Origin of the sequence: Bradyrhizobium hipponense, assembly GCF_008123965.1 — a bacterium.
In the GTDB taxonomy this organism is placed as follows: Bacteria; Pseudomonadota; Alphaproteobacteria; order Rhizobiales; family Xanthobacteraceae; genus Bradyrhizobium; species Bradyrhizobium hipponense.
Genome location: NZ_VSTH01000193.1, coordinates 1 through 1408, shown reverse-complemented (window position 1 = coordinate 1408; position 1408 = coordinate 1). Strand labels below are relative to the sequence as shown.

Below are 1408 nucleotides of genomic sequence, written 5' to 3'. Positions count from 1 at the left end.
GTAACCGGTATGAGCTCCCACGTCCGGGGTGATCAGCGGGCGCGCGGGTAGCGGATCGGCATCCAGTACTGGCGCAGCGCCTCCACTGCCGCTGGAATATCGGCGTAGGCGTTACGGTGGGGGTCGGGGCTGTTTGGTGGCGGCCCGAGCAGCGGACGGCCTTGATCGTCGCGACAGTGCCGCAGTATGGGCCGCAGCAGGCGGTGATTGACGTTGCTGGCGTCCAGTAATGGCGCCCACGCCGGCAGCCTGAGCCGCATCGCGGCATAGAACCCCTGGCACCAGGGCCGCGCGTCGACATCGCCATTGGCTTCACGCCGGTGCATTGGCGCGAACTGCTTCGGCGCGGTCGAAAGGGTCTGGCTGATCTCGTTATGGCGCAATGCGACGGCGGAGATCGCCGCGAACTCCGGCGTGTCGCCGTGGTTGAACGCATCGGCATCGATGGCGAGGAGCGGGCAGATCCAGTCGAGCGGGCCCATCGACACCGGTCCGGCCACGATCGCGGCGACGTAGCCGTCGAGCGCGGGAAGGCTGGTGGCGGCAGGATGCCGGTCGACGCGAGCCTGGAGCCATCGCTCGAGCTCCGCAAGGGGCATGGCGGCGGCCGCCATCGACGACGAAGCTTTGCGGCGACGCGGGCTCATGCGGCTCGCCGGTGCGCCGCCTTCCAGTTCCAGGCGAACAGTTCGTGCAGCTGATGGCTCCTGGTTCGCCCGGACACAATGCGCTCCAGCACGTCGGTGAGATAGGCCTGCGGATCGAGTTCGTGCAACTTTGCGGTGTTGAGAATAGAGCTCAGGATCGCCCAGCTCTCGGCGCCGCCTTCGTTGCCGCTGAACAGTGAATTGCGTCTTCCAAGGGCAATTGGGCGCATGGAACGCTCGACCGTATTGCTGTCGACCTCGACGCGGCCGTCGCGGAGAAACAGCGTCAGCCCGTCCCAGTGATTGAGCGAATAGTTGATGGCCTCCGCCAGCTTCGACTGGGAGAAGAGCTGGCCAACCATTGTGGTCAACCGTGCCTTGAGCGCCTCCATCAACGGAGCGGTCCTGGCGCGGCGGACGGCGAGCCGCTGCTCGGCGCTCGAGCCGCGGATCTCGGCCTCGATCGCATAGACCGCCTGCAGGCGTTCGATCACCTCGCGCGCGAACGGCGACTGCGTCGTCTTGAACACCTCGACGAACTTACGTCGGGCATGAGCAAGACAAAAGGCGAGCTGGATCCCGCCGCCATGATCGCGGGCGAGCGCCTTGTAGGCGGCATAGCCATCCACCTGCAGAATGCCGGAAAAATCCGTCAATTGTCCGGCGATCTCCTCCGTGCCACGGCCGGCCGCGAACACGTAGGCAACCGCCGGCGGCGAGGGCCCGCCCCATGGTCGGTCGTCCATGGCATGCGCCCAGAA

At 66.4% G+C, this 1408-nt stretch carries 2 protein-coding genes; both read right to left on the bottom strand.

Annotation, left to right across the window (positions count from 1 at the left end; all coding sequences use genetic code 11):
• Positions 1-32: 32 nt before the first annotated feature.
• Entirely contained in the window at positions 33-647 is a 615-nt protein-coding gene (locus FXV83_RS39180) for a UPF0149 family protein (RefSeq protein ID WP_235940558.1), read from the bottom strand.
• The coding region (tnpC, locus tag FXV83_RS39175; protein WP_148745397.1) for an IS66 family transposase at positions 644-1408 on the bottom strand (765 nt) is incomplete at its 5' end. The genes tnpC and FXV83_RS39180, both read right to left, overlap by 4 nt.